The organism is Paraburkholderia sp. 31.1, from assembly GCF_014397645.1.
GTDB classification, from domain to species: Bacteria; Pseudomonadota; Gammaproteobacteria; order Burkholderiales; family Burkholderiaceae; genus Paraburkholderia; species Paraburkholderia tuberum.
Genome location: NZ_VZQN01000002.1, coordinates 73,174 through 88,103 on the forward strand (window position 1 = coordinate 73,174; position 14,930 = coordinate 88,103).

At 60.6% G+C, this 14,930-nt stretch carries 14 protein-coding genes; 5 read left to right on the forward strand and 9 right to left on the reverse strand.

Annotated elements, in window-relative coordinates; translation table 11 throughout:
* Positions 1–11: 11 nt before the first annotated feature.
* Both galU and F6X37_RS01535 read right to left on the reverse strand, forming a co-directional pair.
* Positions 12–929 (reverse strand): UTP--glucose-1-phosphate uridylyltransferase GalU, encoded by a 918-nt coding sequence (galU, locus tag F6X37_RS01530; RefSeq protein WP_184066584.1) that lies wholly within the window; start codon positions 927–929, stop codon positions 12–14.
* 284 nt (positions 930–1,213) lie between these two features.
* On the reverse strand, positions 1,214–1,357 hold the full coding sequence (locus F6X37_RS01535) for a hypothetical protein (protein WP_008921966.1): 144 nt from the start codon (positions 1,355–1,357) through the stop codon (positions 1,214–1,216).
* Between the two features lie 258 nt (positions 1,358–1,615).
* Here F6X37_RS01535 and F6X37_RS01540 point away from each other — a divergent pair, with 258 nt between their 5' ends.
* A complete protein-coding gene (locus F6X37_RS01540; protein ID WP_187610072.1) occupies positions 1,616–2,863 on the forward strand; it encodes an acyltransferase family protein in 1,248 nt (415 codons plus the stop codon).
* A gap of 47 nt (positions 2,864–2,910) precedes the next feature.
* Here F6X37_RS01540 and F6X37_RS01545 read toward each other — a convergent pair whose 3' ends face one another.
* The 4 genes from F6X37_RS01545 to F6X37_RS01555 form a co-directional block, all read right to left on the reverse strand.
* Positions 2,911–3,645: a hypothetical protein gene (locus F6X37_RS01545; RefSeq protein ID WP_262419773.1), complete on the reverse strand. Its 735-nt coding sequence runs from the start codon at positions 3,643–3,645 to the stop codon at positions 2,911–2,913.
* 330 nt (positions 3,646–3,975) lie between these two features.
* On the reverse strand, positions 3,976–4,497 hold the full coding sequence (locus F6X37_RS01550; RefSeq protein ID WP_187610074.1) for a hypothetical protein: 522 nt from the start codon (positions 4,495–4,497) through the stop codon (positions 3,976–3,978).
* Entirely contained in the window at positions 4,412–4,645 is a 234-nt protein-coding gene (locus F6X37_RS37830; protein ID WP_410451182.1) for a glycoside hydrolase family protein, read from the reverse strand. Before F6X37_RS37830 ends, F6X37_RS01550 begins: the two co-directional genes overlap by 86 nt.
* 82 nt (positions 4,646–4,727) lie before the next feature.
* Positions 4,728–5,015, reverse strand: a complete 288-nt coding sequence (locus tag F6X37_RS01555) for a hypothetical protein (protein ID WP_187610075.1) — start codon at positions 5,013–5,015, stop codon at positions 4,728–4,730.
* A gap of 70 nt (positions 5,016–5,085) precedes the next feature.
* Between F6X37_RS01555 and F6X37_RS01560 the strand changes: the two genes are divergently transcribed.
* Positions 5,086–5,922 carry an RNase A-like domain-containing protein gene (locus F6X37_RS01560; protein WP_187610076.1) on the forward strand — a complete coding sequence of 279 codons (837 nt, stop codon included), beginning with the start codon at positions 5,086–5,088 and terminating at the stop codon, positions 5,920–5,922.
* 9 nt (positions 5,923–5,931) lie between these two features.
* Positions 5,932–6,222, forward strand: a complete 291-nt coding sequence (locus F6X37_RS01565; protein WP_184066600.1) for a contact-dependent growth inhibition system immunity protein — start codon at positions 5,932–5,934, stop codon at positions 6,220–6,222.
* Positions 6,223–6,343: 121 nt separating this feature from the next.
* Here the strand turns inward: F6X37_RS01565 and F6X37_RS01570 are convergent, their stop codons facing one another.
* From F6X37_RS01570 to F6X37_RS01580, 3 genes are all read right to left on the reverse strand, one after another.
* Positions 6,344–8,797, reverse strand: coding sequence for a glycosyltransferase family 4 protein (locus F6X37_RS01570; RefSeq protein WP_187610077.1), 2,454 nt, complete (start codon positions 8,795–8,797; stop codon positions 6,344–6,346).
* Entirely contained in the window at positions 8,794–10,260 is a 1,467-nt protein-coding gene (locus F6X37_RS01575; RefSeq protein WP_184066604.1) for a flippase, read from the reverse strand. Before F6X37_RS01575 ends, F6X37_RS01570 begins: the two co-directional genes overlap by 4 nt.
* A 62-nt stretch (positions 10,261–10,322) precedes the next feature.
* Entirely contained in the window at positions 10,323–12,524 is a 2,202-nt protein-coding gene (locus tag F6X37_RS01580; RefSeq protein ID WP_187610078.1) for a hypothetical protein, read from the reverse strand.
* Between the two features lie 559 nt (positions 12,525–13,083).
* On the opposite strand from F6X37_RS01580, the gene F6X37_RS01585 reads away from it, so the two are divergent.
* Positions 13,084–14,166, forward strand: coding sequence for an acyltransferase family protein (locus tag F6X37_RS01585; RefSeq protein WP_187610079.1), 1,083 nt, complete (start codon positions 13,084–13,086; stop codon positions 14,164–14,166).
* A complete protein-coding gene (locus tag F6X37_RS01590) occupies positions 14,163–14,912 on the forward strand; it encodes an SGNH/GDSL hydrolase family protein (protein WP_187610080.1) in 750 nt (249 codons plus the stop codon). The genes F6X37_RS01585 and F6X37_RS01590 overlap by 4 nt, the downstream gene beginning before the upstream one ends.
* Positions 14,913–14,930: the final 18 nt, after the last annotated feature.

A 14,930-nucleotide genomic window follows, 5' to 3' on the forward strand; every position in this document is an offset into this window, starting at 1 on the left:
GTCGTGTCACTTCACGCGGCTTCTGCCGTCAATTGCGCCGCCTCGCCACCTGACGCTTCGTTCTTCATAAAGGCTTGCAGATACGCCTCGAATTCAGCCTTCACCTCGGGATGGCGCAGTGCGAATTCGACGGTCGCCTTCAGATAGCCGAGCTTGCTGCCGCAATCGAAGCGCGTGCCGAAGTAGCGATACGCTAGCACCTGCTCCTCGGTCAGCAACGACTGCACCGCGTCGGTCAGTTGCAGCTCGCCGCCCGCGCCCGGCTTCAGCGCGCGGATATGTTTGAAGATCGTCGGCATCAGCACGTAGCGGCCCACCACGCCGAGATTCGACGGCGCCTCATCCGGCGCTGGCTTCTCGACGATGCCCGACAGCTTGATCACGTTGTCTTCCCACTCGCGGCCGTCGACGACGCCGTACGAGCGGCTGTCCTCGCGCGCGATCGTTTCGACGCCGATCACCGAGCTGTGATAGTGGTTGAAAGTATCGACGAGCTGACTCATCACGGGCTTCGCGCTATGCAGCAGGTCATCGGCGAGAATCACCGCGAACGGGCTGTCGCCCACCAGTTTTTCGGCGCACAGCACCGCATGGCCGAGACCGAGCGCTTCGGCCTGGCGCACGTAAAAGCAGTCGACGTTGGCCGGCTTGATGCTGCGCACGAGGTCGAGCAGCTTCTGCTTGTTGCGCGCTTCGAGTTCGGACTCGATCTCATAGGATTTATCGAAGTGATCTTCGATCGCGCGCTTGCTGCGGCCCGTCACGAAGATCATCTCGGTGATGCCGGCATCGATCGCTTCTTCGACCGCGTACTGGATCAGCGGCTTGTCGACGATCGGCAGCATTTCCTTCGGACTTGCTTTGGTAGCCGGCAGGAATCGTGTCCCGAGGCCCGCTACGGGAAACACGGCTTTGGTGACTTTCAGCATGGTAGGCATTCCCACATCGGTTAGAAATTGGTGTGTTCGCGGACCTGGCGGCCAATCAATGCCGGCGCAAGACTAGCAGAAAAACCGCGAGGTTCACGCAAGCGTTTTTCTCCGATTTAATTCGGATAATTCACGCATTAATCGCAATTGGATATTGTGACAAATTGAGGAAATTATTACGTATCCATTGCCAGTTGGTGATCGAGCAAATCCGAAAGTCTTACCTTTCGGACGACCCCTGCCACGGGTCGCCTGGCGACCCGATGACCGGCTTCGGCAGCACGTCATTCCTGTTCGTCGACCGGTGGCAGCTTGCCTGGGTTCATCCGGTAACGACGGATCGGCTCGTTGCGCAAGGCATCGCGGTAGGCGGAGGCGGCCACCAGGATCAGCAGGACGGCCACGCCGGCCAGTAAATGCAGGTTCATGACTTCACCTCGGGGTCAGAAAATCCTTGCTTTAAATTAGCACGACAAAAGCGATAAATAATTCGATACGCCATACGTCGACGCGCAATTACAATTCGTCACAAAATCGATATCGGATTCAATGCGAAATGGAATTTTTTAATCATTTTTCAGGATTGCGGTGCTCTAGGATGGATGCGTCGCGGGTGCGCAAGACGCCCGCTCGAAGGCTTGTTCCGCGCAATTTTTTCTTTTTTCCGCTTCAGATAAGGACCGCGTATGAGCGACCCAGCACTGGATGCCGCCGGCTCATCCCTGCCCCTCTCCCCGCTGCCGCGCCCGGAGAGAAACCCGGCCACGGCGCATGCGCGCAGCGACGCGCGTGTCGATAGCGCCGGCAAGGAGCACGCGATCGACGCGATGCGAGGCTTCGCCGCGCTGCTGGTCGCCTACTTTCATTGCCGCCAGATCGTGTGGGTCGGCATGCAGGCGTTTCATCAGAGCGTCGGACATTCGTTGAGTCCCAGTAGTCTCGCCGCGTATCTGACGTTTCCGATCGCATGGGGCTCGGCCGGTGTGCCGATGTTCTTCGTCATCAGTGGCTACTGCATCCATCGCGGCGGCGCGCTGCGGCTCGCGGGCAATCCCGCTTACCGGCTCGATGCAGGCAACTTCTGGCTGCGACGCTTCGCGCGCATCTACCCGGTGCTGCTCGCGGCGCTCGTACTGACCTTCGCGCTCGATACGTTGAGCCTGCAATTGCCGCCCGTCAGTCACAAGATTCGCGACATCGGCTGGCATCCGTTTCTGGTCAACCTGTTTTCGCTGCAGGGTGTGGCGGGTAAAACGTATGGCTCGAACGGCGCGCTGTGGACGCTGTCGCTCGAAGTGCAGTTCTATGCGATTTATCCGCTGCTGTTCGCGCTACGCAGACGCATCGGCATGAACGCCGTGCTCGCGCTCGTCGGCGCGATCAACGTTGCGTCCGCGTACGGGTTGGAACGCCACGATCTGCAGTTTTTCACGTCCTACTGGTTCTCCTGGACGCTCGGTGCGTGGATCGCCGACGCCAAAGCGCGCAGCGTGCGAGCGGCGCGTGCGCCGGCATCGCTGTACGTGCTCGCGGCGGTATTGATCGCGGCAGGCTGCGTCGCGTTTCACTTCGGCCAGTACGGCGCGTTCCAGATATGGGCGCTCGGCTTCGCGTGCTATCTGTACAAGGCGCTCGATGGACGTCATGCCCCCCGGCGTGAAACGGGCGGCGTGCGCGCGCTGCTTCGTGCCGGGTCGGATGCAGTAGCGCGCTTGCTGTCGCGCGTCGGCGACTTCAGCTTCTCGCTGTATCTGATCCATCTGCCGATCTTCGTGCTGCTGTCGGCGTGGCTGTTTCGTTCGTCGCTGCAGATGTCGATTTGGCCGTCGTTCGGCTATATGCTGGTCGCGGTGCCGGCCGCCTATGTGTTCTATCGGCTCGTTGAGTTGCCTGCGATGAAGTGGTCGGCGAGCGTTAAGCCTAAAGGGCGCTGATAGAACGTTGACATTGGATCAATCCCGCGCGTTCGGGTGCTTCACCATCATTTGATTTCGTTGAATAGCAACGTCGATACCTGGTGCTCGTCCTGAAGGGAAAATTGAAACGGTATCTCTGGATGCGTAAATTTGAGCCGGAGTTGCTTTAGAGCCGGGACCGGGACAAATCGCTGATTCTTAAACGTGTAGTACGACACTAACAGGCCAACGCGGGATGCCTGTGCATCGTCGAATACGTAACTGTTATTCGGAAAGGCAAGCTTCCCTTCCTTCGTCGCCACGACGGCCCGACATGACGAAAGTAAACTCGGCAGATGAAGAAACGTCGGCTTGCGCGCTAGAGGGTTGACCAGCAGCGAGATCTCCCGGTATCGACTTCCGGCTTCGCCCGAACCGTTGCCGTGCCCTTCCACGCAGAGTAAGGGCGGATGCGTATCGGTTCGCGCTGCAATGAATACGTTGGCTGATTGCGGAAAGATTTCCGACACATGCTCTCCGGGGAATGTCGTAGCGTGCGCAAAGCGATAGGATTTGCCGTCGACTGCCAGGCGATCCTTCCAGAGCTCAATGTTTAGCGTTTTCCGTTCCAGTTTGGCTTGCAGTTTCATAAAAGTGCCTGGCTCGCCTGGGTAGGAATAGACCACGCCGGCGTTTTGATCGGTCGGGTCACCGTTTTGTTTGATCGGGTCGCCAAACACTGCCCCCGCCTGGGCAACGTACAAGGCTTCGTAGCTGTCGTAAGACTGAGCCGCATGTGCGCTGCCAGATAGGGCGGCCATAGCCGCCACCAGTATCGTAGTGATTCTCATCGGTATGCTTTGGCGCCTGTCGCTTTCAGATAGTCGGGGTTAAGCGTCCAGAAAATCGTGCTTCCGTGGGCAGCACTGGAAAAGCAATCGCAGATCCTTATTGATCGGATCACTCATCGCCCATCCCCTGCACGCCAAGCCACGACGATCAAATTCGGATGATCCTTCACCGGAAATGAACGCGTTTTCCCTTCTGCAAGCGGCACGTCCTCAACGAGCGTGCGTACGCAGTTCAACAGCTTGTCGCACATCCACGCGCAGTTCCCTCTCGTTACAGATCGGACTCAACTCAATTTCGATTTATTTCTTGCGTCCAAGAATCGTTTTAACCATTAAGCATTCAGGATGCTCCGACGATTCCATATCGTCCGGACAAGACAACCATTCATAAAATTCGAGCCTCTGTTTTGCAGCATCCTGCCTGCAGGCCGCCACCTGGAAGTCTGTATCAGGCATATAACCGCCTTTCCAGTCGTTGAATGCCATCCCAAATAACTTGCAATCGGATTGCAATTTTTCTTCCCACAGCTTGTGATTTTTCGCGAGTTCTGCGAGCGCTTCGCCCTTAGCGTTGGCGTGGAGATTTCGATAGAGTTTTTCAGCGTCACTTAGCATGCCCTTCGTGTCGGCATTTGTACACGCCAGATAGTCATCGCGCGTTTTCGCGGATGCCTCGCAAGTCGCGTCTGCAAAGGCGGCCGACGTGCCGCATGATAGGATCACTGCAACCGTTATCTTAGTGAGTCGCATCATAATTCCCCGTAGCAAACAGTCGGCCCTCAGCACGACGGCGCCTGACCAACCCCAGTGGGTGTTTGCCATGCGCCGCTGTGTATTGCAGAAATTTCGACGGCGCTTGATCGTAATGACCGGTATTGACGAGCGCGAAAAACTCGTTATTTCCACTTCTATGTCTGTTGTTCCATTTGACCTCTGCTGATTTTCCAGAACACACCGATGAATTAATCATCCGAAGCAGCCACGGTCAACAACTTTAATTTGAGATTGAGACTTTTTGACAAATATTCACAATGATTTCGCGTATCTCATTTTCAATGCATATTTCCGCAATCGCGGTTCAACAAAAAGGGCGGCGTTGAGCCACCTTTACCGTCAGGAATCGATGCCGGCCGGGGTTCGGCCGGTGTGCCGGTGTTCTGCGTGATCAGCGCTATTGCATCCATTGCAGCGGCGCGCTGCGGCTCGCGGATAATCCTGCGTGCCAGCTTGATGCGGGCAACTTGTGGCTGAGGCGCTTCGCGCGCATGCCGAAGTCTCGATTTCGACCGCCACTCGCCGCGCGCCGTTTGATTGACACAGGCAAAGCCCCCTAAAATCATCCGTCGCCCATTCCATCTCCCTGTAGTCGCCTGCTAGCGTGGTAGCCCAACAACTCCAGGGGACATCGTAATGTCGTATCAACACGATCCGGATGCCGTGCAAGTGGTACTCAGTGCGCCTCAACTGGCGGCGGTGCTCTCCCGCCAGTCGATCAGCCCCACCGAAATGCTTTCCAACCGGCTATGGGGCGGTTTGCAGGTTGTCGGCGGGGTATTGGAAATGGTCGGGGCGGCGGCTCTGTGTGTGCTGCCCGAACCGACGATGGCGAGCAAGGCGGGGTGCGTTGTGTTCGGCGTGCATGGCTCAGATACGGCGTCGGCAGGTTTGCGACAAATCTGGACGGGCCGGGATACGGCCACGCTGACCCAGCAAGGTACGACGAAACTGGCCGAGGCGATGAAGGCCAGTCCTGACCTGGCAAACAAGATCGGCCTGTCAGTTGATATGATCGTGCCGTTTGGCTTCGCTGGCTCGATCAAGGCTGCACGCGTGGCCAGCGTCACGATGGGCAGGATCAATCTGCAAATGCATGAGGCGAAGGCCATTAATCCAAGGCTTGGCGGGCATACGATTCTGAAGCATGTTGAGAAGGACGAGGCATGGCTACGGGAACGCCTTAAACGGGAACCCCAAAAAAGGGTTGTTTCATCGTTTTATAATCTTCAGGTGGCAGAGTTGGCGATATCTGATGTAATGAACTCAAATGCCCTGAAAATACAGAGCTGGATACAATCTCCGAAAAACCGCATTCCCCTTACATTGATCAAGAAGGTTTGTGGCGATATAGGATACGGGGTAACGAGAAAAACCAACGAACTGACCAAGATGAACGAAGTCACCGTAATTTTGAAGTTTCAGGAATATAATAATATGCCGTATTACATATTAACCGCCCACGTGGGCTAAGGATAGCCAATGCTATCAGATCGCTACCCTAGAATGTACGAGCTTTTCGGTGCGTATTTCAATGAGGATTTTGATTTGTGGGGAAACACAATCCCTGAAATTGTCTCATGCTATAGAAATGATAGCCCACTGGAATATCAAAAGGAAATAGTTGATGAAATAAATTCATTCATGAATGAGCATCCGTCCGACCTCGATTCTGCGTTCGAAAGAGATTACGGCGCAGGGATTGATCCCAATCTGTGGGGCCACACTACTGCTTCATTCCTTGACGAACTCAAGCGCCTTCTGAGCGAGTAATCAACCTGTCGTCGCGCGAGGAATAAAAAAAACGGAGCGAAAGTCGTTCGAGACTTTCGCTCCGCTACGCCAAGCAAGGACTGGCCAAGCCCTCGTCTATCCTCGCGTAAAAATCACCTCGTCACCGCGCTGCCACGCCGGTCAGAATCTGCGCAACCCCATCCACATAGCTGCGCGTGCCGAAGCGCTCCTGCGCGGTCCGATAGCCGTTCCTGACCAGTTTGTCGCGCAAGTCGCCGTTCGAGCGCAATTCGGCGAGCGTATCGGCGAGCGCATGCGCGTCGCCCGGCGTACACAGCACGCCGTTCTCGTAGTCGTCGATGATTTCGAGCACGCCGCCTGCGCGCGACGCCACGACCGGCCGCTGCGCGAGCATCCCCTCGACGATCACGCGGCCGAACGGCTCTGGGGTGATCGACGTATGCACAACCGCATCGACCGCGCACATGCAGGCCGGAATATCGTGCTGGAAGCCGAGAAAATGTACGCGCTCGCCAAGCTTGTGCGCGGCGACGAAGGTGCGCAGTTCGCTCTCGTACTGGTCCTCGCCGAACAGCGCCGCGCCGACCAGCACTGCATGCATCTGCGGATTGAGCACCATCGCTTCGAGCAGCACATGCTGCCCCTTCCAACGCGCAAGCCGGCTGAACGAGCCGACGAGAAACGCGTCGCGCGGCAGATTCAGGCGCTCGCGCAGCACCGCTTGCGGCACCGTGCGCAATGCGTCGAACGGCTCCGCGGCAATCCCGTTGAACACGACGTCGATGCGCTTGCTGTCGAACCGCGTGAGCTTCGCAAACGCCTGCGCCGACGCAGCCGAATTAGCGATCACATGCGTAAGGCCAAGCCGCGCGCACCACTTGATGATCGCAAGCTGCTTGCCGCCGAAATGCTCGGCGCTGACGATGTCGCGCAAATGCCAGACCACCGGCCGTCTCGCGAGCTTGCCGGCCACGGCGCCGATCACCATCGCACGCTGGGTGTTCGCGTAGATCACATCCACCTTGCGCGCGCGTTTCGCGGTGGCACGCACGAGTGAGATGAGTCCCTTCAACGCCTGACCTTTCGGCATCGAACCGCCCTGCTTGCGCACATTTTTGAGCGCGCCGGCATCGAGTACAGTGACCTCGACGCCGGTTTTCGCGAGTGCGGTGTTGAACGGCCCGTCGTCGAACAGCACGACCTCGATGCGCGAGCGCAGCGCCTTGACGATTTCGAGCAGCGACAGTTCGGCGCCGCCGAGCACGCCGCTCTGATCGACGGCAAGAATGCGCGGCACGTTCGCGGCGCCCTGCACGGCCGGCCGATACGGCGTATAGGCCGGCAGCGTCGCCGTGCGCAACGCGGGCACCGCCGCGCGCACCTGCGAGAAAAAGCGCTCGCGGAAATGCGCGGCCGAAAACTGCTCGGCGTTGCCGCGGCAATTCTCCGGCAGGAACCGGTGCCGAAGCTCGTCGAAACGATTCACGGCAGCGATGATCGAGTCGGTATCCTGTTCATCGAAGAACATGCCGGTCGGCTTCGGCTCCGACAGATCGCGCACCGTTTCGAGCGCCCCGCCCTTGCCGTACGCGATCACCGGCGTGCCGCAAGCCTGCGCCTCGACCACCGAAATGCCGAAGTCCTCTTCGGCCGCGAACACGAATGCCTTCGCGCGGCTCATGCGGTCCTTCAGCACCTCGAACGGTTGATAGCCCATGATCTCGACGTTCGGCCCCGCCTTCGCGCGGATCTGCGCCATGTCGGGCCCGTCGCCGATCACGACGAGCTTGCGCTCGGGCATCCGCGCGAACGCCTCGACGATCAGATCGATTTTCTTGTACGGCACCATGCGCGAGGCGGTCAGATAAAAGTCTTGCTTCTGCGTGCACAGCGTGAACGCCTCGACATCGACCGGCGGGAAGATCACCTGCGCGTCGCGCTGATACACCTTCTTGATGCGTCGCGCGATGAACGCCGAGTTCGCGACGAAGCCGTCGACCGAGTTGGACGTGCGGATATCCCAGTTGCGCATGTAATGCAGAATCAGCCGCGCCAGCGCCGACTTCGGGCCGTTGGTCAGCTTCGACTGCTGCAGATACTGATGCTGCAAATCCCACGCATAGCGGATCGGCGAATGCACGTAGCTGATATGCACCTGATCGGGACCGGTCAGAATGCCCTTGGCGACCGCGTGACTGCTCGAGATCACGACGTCGTACGCCGACACGTCGAGCTGCTCGATCGCGAGCGGCATCAGCGGCAGATACGAGCGGTACTTGCTGCGCGCGAGCGGCAACTTCTGGATGAACGACGTCGTCACCGGCTTGCCGCGCAGGAAGCTGCGATCGTCGAGAAAGTCCACGAGGCTGAACAGGTCCGCATCGGGAAAGCACGCGATGATCTGCTCGAGCACTTTCTCCGCGCCCGCGTAGGTGACGAGCCAGTCGTGCACGATCGCGATGCGCACGCTTTTGCTCGCGCGCGGTGCGGTACGGCGCGGTGCCGGCTGGATGCCGGGCACGCTCGTCAGTTCGTCGAGCGCGCTGCGCGTCGCGGGCCTCAACAGTTTTTTTTCAAGGACGTCATGATTCATGCGCTTTTCCTCGGATTCAGTCGCAATAGCAGTGAACGCGCAAGATTGCGCAAGGCGGGCGTCATCGTGATCGACCACGCGACGTTCGCGCCGACCATCAGCACACCGGCGGCGATCGCGAGCGCGAGGCTCGGCAGGAAGCTGGCGAGCCACAGGCTGGCGAGCAGGAAGGCGAGATGGGCGAGCATGTCGAGCACGATCTGGCGCGCGCGGATCGCGGCGAAACGCAGCAGCACCGCGTAGTCGAACAGCGCGCGGGCAGCGACCGCGACCGCCGCGCCCGTCAGCCCGAAATGCGTGATACCGAGCCACAACGCACCGGCGAAAAGCGGCAACTCGACGAGGCCGATGCGCGCGGCGGTGGCTGGATTGACCTGCGACTGAATCAGGATACGCGTCACGTTCGCCTGGCCGACGAGCCACACGGCGACGATCATGATGCGGCCCACGGGCGCCGCGACCGTCGCGATCTCGTTGCCGACCCACAGATGCAGGAACGGTTCGAGCACCAGCATCGCGACGAGCGCGACCGGCGTGAACACGCCGTTCAGAAATTCGAGCGATTGCTGCGTGATCGTGTCGGCGTCGGCGCGGCCGACTGCGGAAAGCCGTGGAAACAGCGTGCGTACCAGCGCGGTCGGCACGATGTTCAGACGCGTGACGAGGTTCTGCGGCACCGTGTAGTACGTGACGAAACGCGCGCCGAGCCGTGAACCGAGCATTACGCGATCGAGCGAATCGGCGACCATCGTCGTCACGCTCGCGATCAGCATCCAGCCGCCGAAGTTGAACAGCCCCTTTGCGACGCCGAGCCGCGGCGGCTGAATGCTGCGTATTTCAAGCACTTTCAGCGCGTAGCGGCCGAGCAGCAACGCCGCGAGAATCCGCGCGACGACTGCCGCGGCGAGTACGTTCTGCAAAGTCGCGCCGAGCCACCACGCGGCACCGAGCGGCAGCAACTGGAACAGGAACGTGCCGATCGTCTGGTTCGTGTTGTAGACGCCGAAGCGTTCCGCGCCATTGATCGCGCCCGCGAACACCCACGACACGTTCGCGATCGGAATCGCAACCGCGAGCCACGGCAGCGCCATATAGACTTCGTGCTGCAACTCGGGCGATACCTTCGTGAAATACGCGGTGTACAGGAACGCGCCGAAGTAGATGATCAGACCGCCCGCCACGCCGGTCGTCAGATTGAGCCACGTCGCGCTCCAGAACACGCGCGCGCTTTCCTGCTGATCGCCCGACGCGCGCGCCTTCGAAATATGGTTCTGCGCGGCCATGCTCATGCCGAGATCGAGAATCCCGAAGTAGCCGATCAGCGTCCACACGAGACTGATCACACCGTAGCGCTCCACGCCGAGCAGCCGGATATACGACGGCACGGTCACGAGCGACACGAACGTCGGCAGCACGAGCCCGAAAAAGTTGATCGCTACGTTCCTGAGAATGCCTTTGTCCATCGAATCCCTTCGGTTTTGCGGTTAGATTGCGTGCGGGGCTGCGTCAGCGAGGCCAACGCACCTCAAGGCTTCCAGCGATACATCAGCACCTTGCCGCGCGCGTCTTCCTCGACGAAGACGAGGTACTCGCCATCGCCGCGCTTCGTCGCGCTGATACCGTTCGGCACGTCGACCCAACCCGACGCGCGGCCCACTTCGGGGCCCGGCCGGATCACGCCGAGTTCCTTGCCGCTGTCCTTGTCCCACACGTGCACCGCGCCGACCGGCTCGACGCCGAACACGTATTGCCCCTCGACCGTGACGCCGATGATCGTCGCGATGGGCTTGCTCTGCGTCTGCCACGGCAGCGTGATCGCGTAGCGCTGCACCGGCTTGCCGCTCGACCACTTGTCATAGCGCACCAGCACGCGCCCCACTTCCTTCCAGAAGCCCTGCGCGGTCGGCATATCGGCCGTATAGCCGCTCACGTACATCGTGTCGGTGTCCGGTTCATAGATCGCGCGATGCAGTTCGCTGAACGGTGCCGGCACCGGGTACTGCGTCAGGTTCGAGTACGAGTAGACCGGGTTGCCCTTCGCATCGAGTCCGCCGAAACGGAAGCGATAGATGCCCTTCGTATCCCGGGTACGCCAGATGTCGCCGGCCATGTCGACCCACCAGCCCCAGCCGCCCGCGAGCTTCGTGCCGCTCGTGTTCAGCGCGTACTCGTCGCGATCGAAGCGCCCGTCGCCATTCGTGTCGCGCCAGATCCAGTCACCGCCCGGCGGTGCATTCGGCACCTTCGCGACCGCGCGCTCGCGACCTGCGATAAATCCCGAGGGAATCGCGGTCTCGCCGTCATGCTGCGGATCGAAGCGATAGATCTTCAGATGATCCGCATACATGTCGGTCAGATAGAGGAACGTGTGCCCCTTCAACCGCCGCGCGATCGGCAGACCCGGATACTGGTCGGTATGGAACACCGGATCGTCCGGGTACTTGAACCGATTCGACAGGAACCCCGCGTATTTCCAGTCCTGTCCAGACGGCTTCGACAAATCGAGTTCGAAGCGCTTGTTGCCGGTATAGACGCTGTCGGGCCGGGCCGGATCGATCCACGCGCCGTCGACGAACAGCAGCCCCTCGACCTGCCAGTTGCGCTTGCCGTTCGGCGCATAACTTTCGAGCGTCGCGCCGAGGCCCGCGCCGATCGGCTCGTAACGCGGACCGATGCCATTGGTCGACACGTACACGTTGCCGCGCGCATCGACACCCACGCCGGTCAGCCCGTTGAATCGCAATGGTCCGGGCTTGCCCGCGACGCCGCTGAAAATGCCGCCGCGCTCGCCGAGCGTGCCCGACTCCGTGTAGCGGCCGTCGCGCTTCGTGAAGAACAGCACCTGCTGGCGCGGACCGTTATCGGCGATCAGGAGGCGGCCTTGCGCATCGACGGCGAGGCCGACCGCGACCGTATCGGCCGGCAGCGTGATGGTCTCGTCGATGCGCTGACCGGTCGCCGTGTAATGCTCGATACCCGGCGCGCGATCGCCGCGCGTGCCGCTGAGCACCCATAGCGTGCCGTCGGGCGCGAGCGCGATACGTCCAGGCTCGTGCACGTTCCACGTCGCTTTCTGCTGCATCGATTCGGCATCGTAGACTTCGATGCGATTGCGCGCGGTATTGGCCGCGAACAGCGTCGTGTCGTTCGCGGCGAGCCCGCCGATCTCGGCGTTCGTGCCGGTCGGCACTTCGTTCATCATCAGAAAGCCGGCCGCGAGCTGCGCGTGCGGGTCCGCGTTTTTAGCCGCGGGCTGAAACGGTGCCACGCGCTTCGGCTCGTCGATCAGGCGCCGCGAGATACCGAACCATTGCTTACCTTTGTCCGGCCACACGCCCGGCTCGACCAGATGCCCCTTCTCATTGCCGACCGCGATCGCAACGAATGCATATTTGCGGTTGACCGCGATCGCATTGCCGCCGGCGTTGCCCCAGCCATGCGTGCCGCCCGCGAAGCCGAGCATCTTGCCGTCCTGATAGACGCTCGCTTCGGCGCCGCTTTCGTCCCACGGCGCGTTCGTATAGACCTTGCCGTCGGGCGTGACCGCGATCGCGGTGATATCGATCTGCGTCCATGTGCCATCGCCAAAGCCGAAGCTGTTGCCGATCCATGAGGTCTTCGCGTTCAAAGCGGTTTCGGCGCGCGCCGGCAGACTGGCCAATGCGGCGACGACGCCGGCAGCGCAGGCTGTCAGGGCGAACCAGCTTTTGAACGTGATAAGGCGCAAGGCGGAACCTCCAGTCGATGTCCGGTCAACGCGATGCACGCGGACCTGCGCCCGCTCGGGGCGAAATTCAGTGATGTGGCAAAGCGAAACGAAGCGCAACCGATTGAAGCGCGGCGCCTGAAGGCAGCCGTCCGCACGGCTAAGTTACGCGGAAAAAATGCAGTGACGAAAATCGAAAATAATTCAAAAATATTCGTTCGCTTATACGTCGCAAAAGAACCGATTTTAAAAATCGATCAAAGCGCAAGCCTCGCCGTCAGTCGCCTCTGTCGCGATGATCCCCCCTTTCCTACCGATGTGATATCAGGCAATGGGCATTTATTACGGATTGCCCGATGCTCACCACATAAACATATAAATCTTTCGATAATTGCCAAAGAAATACCCTGTTTCAATCTTATTCAATTAGCCCATTCCAACGGGTTTTTTCTCGAGTTTCTTTTCCCTAGAATCGATTGCACTTCAGTTGCGACGCGAAGCGCGTGCCGGTTCGCTGGCAATCCGTGGCGAACCGCGCGGCGCTTCGCCCGGCTCATCCGCTTTACACCATGGACGGTTCATGACAGCCAGCGCATTGCCCCTCGCGCCCTCCCATTCCCGCATCGTGCAGCTCGACGGTCTGCGCGCGATCGCCGTGCTCGCGGTGTTCGCGCAGCACGCGTTGAAAGCGCCGCTATGGATGGGCGTCGATCTGTTCTTCGTTTTGAGCGGCTTTCTGATCAGCGGCATCCTGCTCGATCGCAAGTCGCGCCAGCAGTCGTATTTCAGCTATTTCTATGCGCGGCGCGCGCGCCGCATCCTGCCGCCGTACCTGCTGCTGATGGCCGTGTCGTCGCTGCTGTTCGGCCTCGCGTGGGCGCAGCACTGGTACTGGTACGCGTTCTTCGCGACCAATATCGGCGATGCGCTCAATCAAAGCGGTCATGACAGCCTCAACGTGCTGTGGTCGCTCGCGGTCGAGGAGCAGTTTTATATCTTCTGGCCGTTCGTGATCCTGCTCGTGCCCGAGCGTCTGCTTGGGCTGGTGGCGGCCGCGCTGATCGTTCTGGTGCCGCTGCTGCGCGCGCTCGCGACACCGTGGTTCGATTCGTTCTGGCCGATCTACTACCTGACGCCGTTCCGCATGGATCTGCTCGCGGCCGGCGCGCTGCTCGCGGTTGCCGTGCGGCGCGATCGCAATGCGCTCGAACCGTTCAAAGGACTCGCGGTGCTCGGCGCTCTGGCCGCGCTCGCGGTGCTGGCATGGCTGCATCTGCACTACCCGCGTTTTCGCGCAGCGAATACGCCGTTGTCGAATGCCGGGCTGTATAGCGTGTCGCTGGTGCTATGTACGTCGATCGTCGTGATCGCGCTGCAGAGCAAGGGCATCGTGAAGCGGCTGTTGTGCAATCGCGTGCTCGTTTATATCGGCACCATCAGCTACACGATCTATCTGATCCACCTGAGCGTGCTGTACATGGTGTGGCCGCTGCATCTGAATCGCTATCTGAGCGCCGCGATCGCGCTCGCGATCACGCTCGTGTACGCGAGCATCACGTGGTTCGCATTCGAGAAGCGCCTGATTTTCGGCGCGCGCGGGTCGAGAAAGACGGCCCGCGCCGGCGCCAACGTTGCGCGGCAAGCACCGCAAGGCCGCGCATGAGCCGCCAGGCCGTTGTTGCTGCCCACGTGCTGGGTATCGTGTCGGCGCTGATGCTGATCGCGCCGGCAACGCGCGCGGCCGTGGCCGGGCCGGCAGTGTCATCGCCGACGCGACTGCTGATCGACGCTTACGGCGACTCGACCACGCTCGGCATCACCTGCAGCGATGGCCACTGCGGCCCGCAAGCCCGCAACGCCGTCACGTATCTGCAGCAAGCGTTGCAGGCGCATGACGGCGAGCGCGTGCGCGTCACGAACTACGGCGTCGGCGGCACGATGGCCTGGCAGTTGCGCGACGGCACCGGCAATCGTCGCGCGGGCCCGACGGCGGGACTGCCGTGGCGCGAACGTCTCGCCGCCTCGCCCGCGCGGATCGTGTTGATCAACTACGGCATCAACGAAGTGATGCACAACCAGACGCCCGAGCAGTTCTACGCGGCCGAGACGTCGCTCGTGCAAACCGCGCGAGCGCTCGGCAAGGAGCCTGTTTTGCAAACCTCGAACCCGATGCCCGATGACCGGCTCAACGCCCGGCTCGCCGCGATGATAGCGATGACGCGACGCGTGGCCGCCGAACAGCAGGTGCCGCTCGTCGATCAATACGCGTATGTGAGCAGCCTGCCCGACTGGAAGTCACTGATGTCGGACGGCGCGCATCCAAAGCCGGAGTTGTACCGGCTGAAGGCCGAACAGGATTATCGGGTCATCGAACCGTTGGTGCGGCGGCTGCTGGACAACGCGCATTGAGCCAGGCCCTTAGGCGCG